General features: G+C 67.3%; 9 protein-coding genes. 1 reads left to right on the top strand and 8 read right to left on the bottom strand.

Annotated elements, in window-relative coordinates:
* From QZY44_RS26795 to QZY44_RS26760, 8 genes are all read right to left on the bottom strand, one after another.
* Window positions 1-3367, bottom strand: a 3367-nt coding sequence (locus tag QZY44_RS26795) for a hypothetical protein (RefSeq protein ID WP_295455311.1), incomplete at its 3' end; no start/stop codon positions are given.
* Between the two features lie 192 nt (window positions 3368-3559).
* Window positions 3560-3817 carry a hypothetical protein gene (locus QZY44_RS26790; protein WP_295455308.1) on the bottom strand — a complete coding sequence of 86 codons (258 nt, stop codon included), beginning with the start codon at window positions 3815-3817 and terminating at the stop codon, window positions 3560-3562.
* A gap of 90 nt (window positions 3818-3907) precedes the next feature.
* Complete coding sequence (locus QZY44_RS26785) at window positions 3908-4105, bottom strand: hypothetical protein (RefSeq protein WP_295455306.1); 198 nt, start codon at window positions 4103-4105, stop codon at window positions 3908-3910.
* A 70-nt stretch (window positions 4106-4175) separates the two neighbouring features.
* A complete protein-coding gene (locus QZY44_RS26780) occupies window positions 4176-4529 on the bottom strand; it encodes a hypothetical protein (protein WP_295455304.1) in 354 nt (117 codons plus the stop codon).
* Complete coding sequence (locus QZY44_RS26775) at window positions 4529-4960, bottom strand: hypothetical protein (RefSeq protein ID WP_295455301.1); 432 nt, start codon at window positions 4958-4960, stop codon at window positions 4529-4531. The genes QZY44_RS26780 and QZY44_RS26775 overlap by 1 nt, the downstream gene beginning before the upstream one ends.
* Before the next feature lie 17 nt (window positions 4961-4977).
* On the bottom strand, window positions 4978-6720 hold the full coding sequence (locus tag QZY44_RS26770) for a hypothetical protein (protein WP_295455298.1): 1743 nt from the start codon (window positions 6718-6720) through the stop codon (window positions 4978-4980).
* Window positions 6721-6732: 12 nt separating this feature from the next.
* Window positions 6733-6870, bottom strand: a complete 138-nt coding sequence (locus QZY44_RS26765) for a hypothetical protein (protein ID WP_295455296.1) — start codon at window positions 6868-6870, stop codon at window positions 6733-6735.
* 88 nt (window positions 6871-6958) lie between these two features.
* On the bottom strand, window positions 6959-7804 hold the full coding sequence (locus tag QZY44_RS26760; protein WP_295455294.1) for a hypothetical protein: 846 nt from the start codon (window positions 7802-7804) through the stop codon (window positions 6959-6961).
* A gap of 289 nt (window positions 7805-8093) precedes the next feature.
* On the opposite strand from QZY44_RS26760, the gene QZY44_RS26755 reads away from it, so the two are divergent.
* The gene (locus tag QZY44_RS26755; protein ID WP_295455291.1) at window positions 8094-8501 is read left to right on the top strand and encodes a hypothetical protein; all 408 of its coding nucleotides are present in this window, start codon (window positions 8094-8096) and stop codon (window positions 8499-8501) included.
* Window positions 8502-8525: the final 24 nt, after the last annotated feature.

Below are 8525 nucleotides of genomic sequence, written 5' to 3'. Positions count from 1 at the left end.
GCGCGCCATCCGCCGCGGGGGGTGGACCACCGAGCGCCGGCGCGCCATCCGCCGCGGGGGGTGGACCACCGAGCGCCGGCGCGCCATCCGCCGCGGGGGGTGGACCACCGAGCGCCGGCGCCCCGGCTGTCGGCGCCGCGTCCCCGCCGCCCCCGATGAACTTACGCAATGAAGGGTTCGCCTCCAGCAGCGCACGTCGGTGCGTTGCCGTGCTGCCCCCGATCATGCCCTGAGAAAACCCCCCCCAGCGCGCGTTCCACTCCGGGGTCGCGCCGGTGACCAGATCTCCGCCCGCAGCCGCGCCCCCAGGAGTAACGTCCCCGTGCATGAAATCGGCGGGGTCCTTGCCGCCGACGTAGTATCCACCCCAGCGCGGGTTGAACGCGGGATCGCGCGCTTTTTGCAGCGCCGTCGCGTCCTGCCAAAATTTTTCATACGCCCGAGCGTCTTGCGGCGTGGCCCCATGAGCGCCATAGTTTATGTACTCTTTCCCGGTGCTGCGGTTGCGCAACTGCACGTCCAGCGCGTAGCCACCACGATGGTTGAGGCTGTTGGATCGGTACCCTGACGTAACGTCAACCGCCAGGTCTGGATTGGCCAGCGCCCCCAGGGCGACAGCGGACTTCATGCTCGGGTCGACCATGCCCAACAGGGGGCCGTTAGGATCGAATTTTCCGCCCTTAAATGTGATGCCGGCACGTTCAGCCAAGGCGCTGAGGGGGCTTTTTTCGCCCCCTCCGTCACCCAGGTTCGGAACCGCGCTGAGTGGCGCCCGGTCGGCGCCGGTGTTGGACCGGAGCAGGACCTTTTTGAGGTAGTCTGCGGTCCCGCCCGTGGGGCGCCCGCTTTGATACATCGCCGCCAGGTGCTCGATGTCCGGGGTAATGCCCTGTTGCTCCAGGGCCTGTTTGTTGGCTTGGTGCAGGCGCATGGCCCCGAGCGCGCCCTCATGCGGGTCGAGCGGGTTGACGCCAAACTTCGCACTGTTAGCCGGCATCAGTTGCCACCAGCCTTGGGCGCCCGCTGGGCTGACCGCCGCCGCGCGCTTGCCGCGGTCAGTGATGTGGCCCGTCTCCCCGTATTCCGTCCCGACCATCAGCCCCGGCGGCAGACCCGCGGATTTCTCCAATTCGCCCACCCACGCCCGCCACGCGTCAGTGCCCGGATCAGGGCGCTGCGACTCGACGCCCCCCGGGGCGGCCCCGTCCCGCGCCCCGTGGAGTGCCCCGTGGAGTGCCCCGGCTGCCCCCCCCAGCACGCCGAGATGGCTCCCTCTAGCGGCGCCGTTCGCGACCCGCTCGACGACGCCAGCCCCGGGGGGGGAGGGCGCGTCTCCGAAGACGCGCCCCAGGTACCCGGCGGTCGTCTTGACGACGCCAGCCCCGGCTCCGAAGACGCGCCCCATGTACCCGGCGATCGTCTCCAGACTGCCCGCGATTTTACCTAGCACCCCGCCGTCGAAGCTCTTGAGGGTATTGATCAGGGGCGCGAGCAGGTCGCCGAGAGAGGTGAGCCCGGCAGCCAAGTCCGCGGTCGCTTGGCGGTTCAGGTCCTCCTCGGTGCCCTGATTCTCGGCCATCGCGATGACTTTTGGGAGCACCGCCATGATATTGCTGGTATCGCCCGACTGGATCGCCGCGCCCAGCTGGCCCTTCATCTCGGCGTCGACACCCGGAGCGGTGCGGTACTGCTCCGCCATCGCGTGGACGTCCGCCTGTCCCGTGTAGAGCCGGCTGAGCGACGCAATCCCCCCAGGTTTGACCCGCTCCAGGCCGCCGCCGGTGGCCTTCTCCATCCATTGAGCGAAGCCGCCGAAGCTCCGGCCGTCACTGTGCAGCGCGGGATCGGTCATCAGATCCCAGATAGCCCCGCCCTGTGCCGAGGTGGTCCCGCCGAGTTTATTCATGGTGTAGCCGAACTGCCGCCTGAGGTCCGCACCCGGCATCCCTTCGGCCACGCCTGCGTACGCACCAAACAGCAGCTCGGCCTTGGTGCGCGTGTCGCTGCCCAGGCCGAGGCTTTTTGGCGATGCCCCCAAGCCCGCCTCCTTCATGATCTCCATGTTCGCGGGGTCGTAGCCGACCGCACCGCCGAAAGCCAAATACGCCATACCCTCCGCGGGTCCGGCGCCACCCGACCCCGCTTTGCCAAAGGCGTCCAGGACACTCGTGGCGCCACCGTCGCGCAGGGCCTTGTTGCTGTAGAGCACCGACAGCATGTCGCCGATCTTGCCCATCTCGCCTTCACCGGCCGGGCGCAGTTCCTTGTTCGCAATCCCCGAGATCGCCCCGACCATATCCGTCATGACCTGCTCGGATTTGGCGAACATCCCGGACCGGCTAATGGTCTGCCCCAGCAGGGCCGCAAAGTCGCGCTGCGATTTGCTGCCGCCGCCGTATCCTACCGCTTCCGCACGGCCGAAGAGCGACGCAGACGTACCGGGGTCGAGCCCGTAGCCGCGCCCGAACTGCCCCGCAACCCCGGCCCGGTCCACGGCTTGGCTGTCCACTGCGCCGCTGGTCCGCACGAAGTGCTCGGCCAGCTCAGCCGCGTCCGCGGTAGCCAGTTGGAGCGACTGCCCGAGACCTTCGACGTCTTTGCGCAGGTCCCCGAAGCCGGCTCCCGATGTCAGCGACTTGTAGATCGAGCCGATCGACTCGGACGACCGCACGGACTCACGGAACCCTGTGGCCACCGCCCCGATGGCGCTGCCCACGCCCGCGATAGCGAGCATGGACTTGGCGCCGCCCCAGGCTTTCCTCCCCGCCCAGCGGGCCGCTCCCCCAATGCCTCCGCCCGGCGGGGCCGCCGCGCCCCCTCCAGCCGCGCCCGCGCCACCGTCTGACTGACCGGGGGGCGGCACGTGCTCCGGCGGGGGGCTGCCCGGGAATATGCGCCGGAAGAGAGAGGGGCTCGGCGGGGGACGGGTGTCTCTCAGTAGCTCTCGCTCTAACCGAGCCTGGACCAGCCCGCCCGCCCGGGGGGTAGACCCCAGCCGGGAGAAATTTAGCCCCAGGGGGTCGTTGAAGTTCTGCCACGACGCCACGGCGCGGCGACGCAGCTCCTTGATCCAGGGGTTGTCCGCCAGGCGCTGGAGGTTGATCTGGATGTCGCGCGTATGTCGCGCGGTGTCACGGAACTGCAAATTAGCCCGGGCCAGGGCTTTCTGGAGGGCGTCGACCGACTGCACCGAGCCCGGTCCTGGGGCGCCCGCCGCCCCGCTTCCACTCCCCCCCGCCCCCGCGCCGCCCGCCGCGCCGCCCCCGATGTGGCTGAACGCCTGCTTGAGTTGCTCCGCGGCCAGCCTACCGGCCTGAACCATGCCGTCGAAATTGGCCCCGATGTCGATGCCGACACGGTTTGTCATGCGCGATGCCTCGCTGCGGGAGATTCCCTCAGTATCGTGTCACGACAGGTATTAGCGAGGGTTATACCCGGGTCCTGTTTATGCTAGACGACGGATTAGGGCCTGCTTACGGAGGGCGGCCATCAGGGGGCAAAAAAAAGGTGCTCCTGACCGCTGCGCAGTTCATCGAGCGCGGCCGGGCGGGGCTAGCTTTCATCCCCGCAGTATCTCCTCCGCCTCCTCCCGCCACCCCTGCGGCGTCACCGCGATCCCGCACCCCCGATGGATCAATGCATAGAGGGCGCTGAAGGGCATCGACCGCGGTGACTCCCCCCCCCCGGTGTATTTGCGCACCGAGCGGCCATCGCTGAGCCCCATCAGGGCCGCCGCCTGGGCGCCGGTCAGCCCCAGACCCTTCAGCAGCGCCTGCACCTCCTGTGGCGTCGGTGCCTGGTAATGGTCGGCATCCATCAATGCGCCCCCCAGGGACTCAGATCCGGGAGCCGATCCACCACCCGGTAACGCCCCGGCCAGCGGCCGCGCCCCGGGGGTCGGCACCCGTCAGGTGATGCCCTGGCCCGGCTCCCAGGTCTCCGCGGGCTCCCAATCATCAGGTGGCACCGTGTCATCCTGTGCCTGCGCCTGCCGAGCCAGGTCGGTCAGAATGGCGTCCAGGTCGAATTCGTCATCCTCGATCAAGTCGCCTTTTCCGTCTCTGCGGGCATGTTCAAAGTACGCCGCCCAGGCGTCCAGCAGCATGTCATCGTGTGTAGAGTCCAGGAAGCGCGGGTCGGTCGCCGGGAGCTGGTACCGCTCCCGGTACCACCACTCAAGGGACTGGCTGCACGCTCGCGCTCGCGCTTTGAGGCTGGTCTCCTGCAGGCTTGCGAAATCGCCCCTCCGCGGTCTTGATGGCCGCGTAGACGTCCTGAAGGGCGGCCACCGCTGCCTCGTCGTCAGGGTCGATCGCGTAGGGGTCCCAGCCGTCGGGACCCCGCACCACCATCGCCTTGAGGTAAGCAAGGAAGTTGCAAATCCCCGCGAACTCCCCGCCGATGCTCTCCGCGCCCTCGGTCAGCCGGTTGTATTCGGCAGTGATGGCTACCGCCACGCGCATCGTGCGCCGGCGGCACTCGAAGACGCCGACGGCGTCCACAGGCACCATAAAGGTCAAGTCGGCCATCAGAGTTTCGTCCCGACCACATCCAGGGCCATGAACTGCACATTACTCCCGACGATTGCGTGCTTTGCGATTTCGACGTCCCCGCTTGCGTAGGAGCACTTGATGTATTTGCGCAGCAGCCCCGTGTTTTTAGGGTCTTTGCCGTATACACAAATGTCGAAGACCAGCCCCTTCAGGGCCGAGTCCCCGTTTTCTGTCGCAATTCCAGCGTCGCGCAGATTGCCCGAGAACAGCACCATAGTGGATGCCGTCAGGTGATGCCGGGCCATCGTCGGCACGTACTCGGACACGTGGATATCACCGACGCCGCTGGCCGGTTCAAGACCCATGTCATCGCTCGGCCGCAGATTCTGCAACAGTCCGATGACCTTGCCGTCGAACTGAATCTCGATGCGATTGCCCGTCTGGACAATTCGATGCTCGGTAGCCATGGAGCGCTCCTCCTGGGTTAGACGTTATTGGCGACCGTCGCCGTGCCCGAGTAGGCGCGGGCGTAGATGCCGACAAGGACGAAATTGATCGGGATGACCGGAGAGCACTCGAACCAGACGCGCAGCACATCGCCCTCGATCTCGGCGGTGATGTTGCGGTACGCAGGATTTGCCGCGTCCCCGACGATCACGCCGACCCCGACCGGTTCGGGGCGCGCGAGGTCGCGCAGGACCGTCTCGACCGTCGAGATCGCCTCGTGCAGGGTGACCGGGCTGGCCTTGCGCCCGACAAATATCTCCAGCGCCTCGCGCACCGTGCGCGCCACGAAGTCGAGCGCGATTCCGGTGCTGAGCTCCACCCGGTTGTAGTTGTCGTTTGCGAGCCAGGTGCTGATGGCCTTCGAGATGATGAACCCGCGCCGGGTCTGGCGCGCACCGAGCACCCCGGCGTCGATCAGCGTGTCGGAGTCATACAGCCGGGTGACGAGCGGGTCCAGCCCGGGCACGGTCAGGACCTTGTTGGTCATGGTGTGTCCGGGATTCATCGCCGAGAACCCGCCGGCGACCTGGGCCGCCAGGAAGTACGCGGGCAGGGCCACCAGGGCGCCGCTGTCGTCGTAGCCCAGGATCGGCGGGAAGCACAGCGCGGTGCGATCGGAGTTCAGGGCCATCGCGGCCACTTTGGCGGCGGCAATCGCTGAGTCCAGGGTGCCCGACACGACATCGCCACCGACAAAGGCCCTGCGCTCCATTTTTCCTGCGCCACTCATGAATGCCACATGGGCGTCCGCCATGGCATGAATGGCATCTGACGCGGACAGGGGCACCACGTACTGCACATCGCTGCCCTGGAGGGCGTCAAACGCATCCTGCCAGTCATCGTTTGTGGGCGCGGTCCCATTCGTGCCGCCGGCCAGATAGGTCCCGGTCAGCGCCGCGGGGGCCGCCAGAGCCCCGTCTCGGCGGGTGGCAAAAACCAGGTCGCGGGTGGTCGTATTAAACCACGTCACCGCCGCTTGCAGGTCGGCGGTGACCGCCAGGTCGACCGCTTTGCAGGTCGTAGCGACCAGGCCGTCCAGGGTAGCTACGACAGGATCGCCCGGGATCAGCGCGATCGAGGAAAACCCCGGGACCGCGTTGATCGCATCGCACAGCGCGCGCACGGAGGCATAATTTGCCAGGGTCAGCACGGTCCCGGTCCCGCCCGAGGGCGCTTTGAGGGTCAGCGCAGACGCTGTCACGGTCGCGGTCGCTGTGGCCTCCACACCCGAGTACCGAATGGACAGCGGCGTGCGGCTGATGTTGTCCCGGGTGAAATAATTCTCGCCCTGCTGGACCGTCAGGTGCTTCCCAGACGTTGTCCCCGCCGCGACGGTGACCTTGATCCCGTTGGTGTGCGCGCCGTAATCCACCGAGTCCAACTTGATGACACTGTTGGTCGCGGCGTCCTTGAGCATCAAGGTCGCCTGCACGGCGGGCTCCACCCGGATGACCGCCACCCGTGCCGGGGAACCCGTCTCGGCCGAAGGGTTGAAAGCCATCTCCACCGCGGTGAGCAGATCGCCGCCGCGCAGAGTGCGCCGAGCCACGACCGGGCTATCAAAAAATAGCGCAGTCTTGGGCGCGCCACCCTCAGAGGTGCCGAGGATGCACGCGATATTGCCCGCCCGGCCAGGGTGTGCCGTGGCCAGGCCCTGGTCGTAAATGGCCGACTCGACGGCGGGGGTGGTCAGCAAGCGGCCGTTGAAAAAGATCGACATATCAGTCCTCCGTTACGCCGGGCGCGCCAGGAAGGCGGCGAAGGCGGCCTCGAATTGATCCGGGGTCGCCCGACCCAGACCGGTGCGCTGGGACTCTTTCCAAAATGCCGACAGGGCTTCGACGCGCCGGCCCAGCTTGCTGCTTCTCATTGCACACCAGTCATCGAGGGCGATGTCGGCGACAGGAGCGCCAGACGTCAGAGCGATCGGGGGCGCGGGCGTCCCAGAGGGGGTCGGGTCAGCCATTGATGAGAACCTCGTTAAAGTGGAGGACGGACGCCTGCGCGCGCACCAGAGCGGGGTGCAGGCAGGACAAAGTAAACACGGACTGATAGACCGGCGCGTTGAAAGACTCGAAGTCCTGCGTGTCCGAATCGCTCAGGTCCGGCGTGAGAAACCCCGCCGCGTCGAAAATCGGCAAGTTGAGCAGCAGGACCCGTTGCACGGCATTACGCAAGCGCAGCCGGTCATCGTGGTTCAGCGCCCAGACACCGATTTGGACGGTGGAGCGATCCAGCCAGCCCTCGAACATGGACCAATAGTCGCCGCTGGCGTCGAACACGTCCGGAATCACGGTCTCGCCAATCCCCCGGACCTCGGCGCGCCGCTCCTGCAGAATCACCGTGACCACGGGCATGCGCACCGACTCAATCAGCGGGTGGGCGCAGAGCACCGGGATGGCGCCAGCATCATGCCGCAGCCGGTTGGCCAGCACCTCGGCCTGCAACCCCAGCCCCAGGCGCTCGCGCACCAGCTCGGGCAGGTCAGGATTGGTGTAGAGGGGCTCAGCGACATAGGCCGGGGTTACCGCAACCGGGTCACCGGATGCCGCCCAGATGCCGTTGATGCGCTCGTAGTGGCAGTACCACGCAGGCGCGCCGTTGCTTAGCCCGGTGAAGTCCAGCACCGGAAAGTATCCGCCCCCACCGAAGCCTGCGGCGATCACCCTGGCGGTGTCATCGTCGGCGCCCACGAAGTCCGTGTCGGCCCTCCGCAGCAGGCGCCACTGCGCCACCGCTGATGACAAGGACAGGGACAGCGCGACGGCGTTGCCGCAAGGGGGGGCGTGCGAAAAAATGATCATGCGGCCAGCCTACTGTCACGACAGCGGCAGGGTGGTGGCGGAGGGCGCGGAATCAGCATTTGATGACTTGACGCGCGCCGGTAGCGGGTCTAGTCTCGACCTGTCGCCGGGGTCCCGGCGGCCGGGTTTAGCAGCCCGAACGACTCAGGCGGACAACCGCCGCCAGGCGGTTTTTTCATGGACGAGCGCGCGGCCGTTTTTAGGGCCGTGCGGGGGCACCCTCGGGTGCGCCGGACCCTGAGCCCGGTCTGCTAACCCCGCATGGTCCGCTCGATCCGGAGTACGGCGCATGTCCAACCTGCCACGCCTTTTGTCCCCGCCCACCCCCACCCCCACCCAGGGCGAACGCACGGCCGGAAACGGCATGAACGCACGATTTTGGATCTTCTGCCGCGGGCCGGTCCATCTGACCCTGCGCCCCGGGCAGACCCTGACATACCACAGAGCCTGGCTGCACGATGAGGGGTGGAGCAGCACGCAGGACTCCTGGACGCTGGAGGCGGGCCAGGTGGTGCACGAATGGGCCACGGACGGGTGCGACTGCGATGGGCGGATGTCTACGCGGGGACGGTGTACCTGCGCCATCGAGGACCTACGCGCGGGCTGCCACGATGAGGATGACGGCGCCACGTACCCCCGGTGGGATCAGTATGACTACTCGCAGCGCGACTACTCTGCCGGGGCTGCTGGATACTAAGGGCACCGCCCGGGTGTCCACCCG

The sequence above is a fragment of the uncultured Thiodictyon sp. genome, assembly GCA_903837595.1.
Lineage (GTDB): Bacteria > Pseudomonadota > Gammaproteobacteria > Chromatiales > Chromatiaceae > Thiodictyon.
Note: the sequence above shows the minus strand (reverse complement) of the source record. Positions and strands in the feature narration are given on the sequence as shown.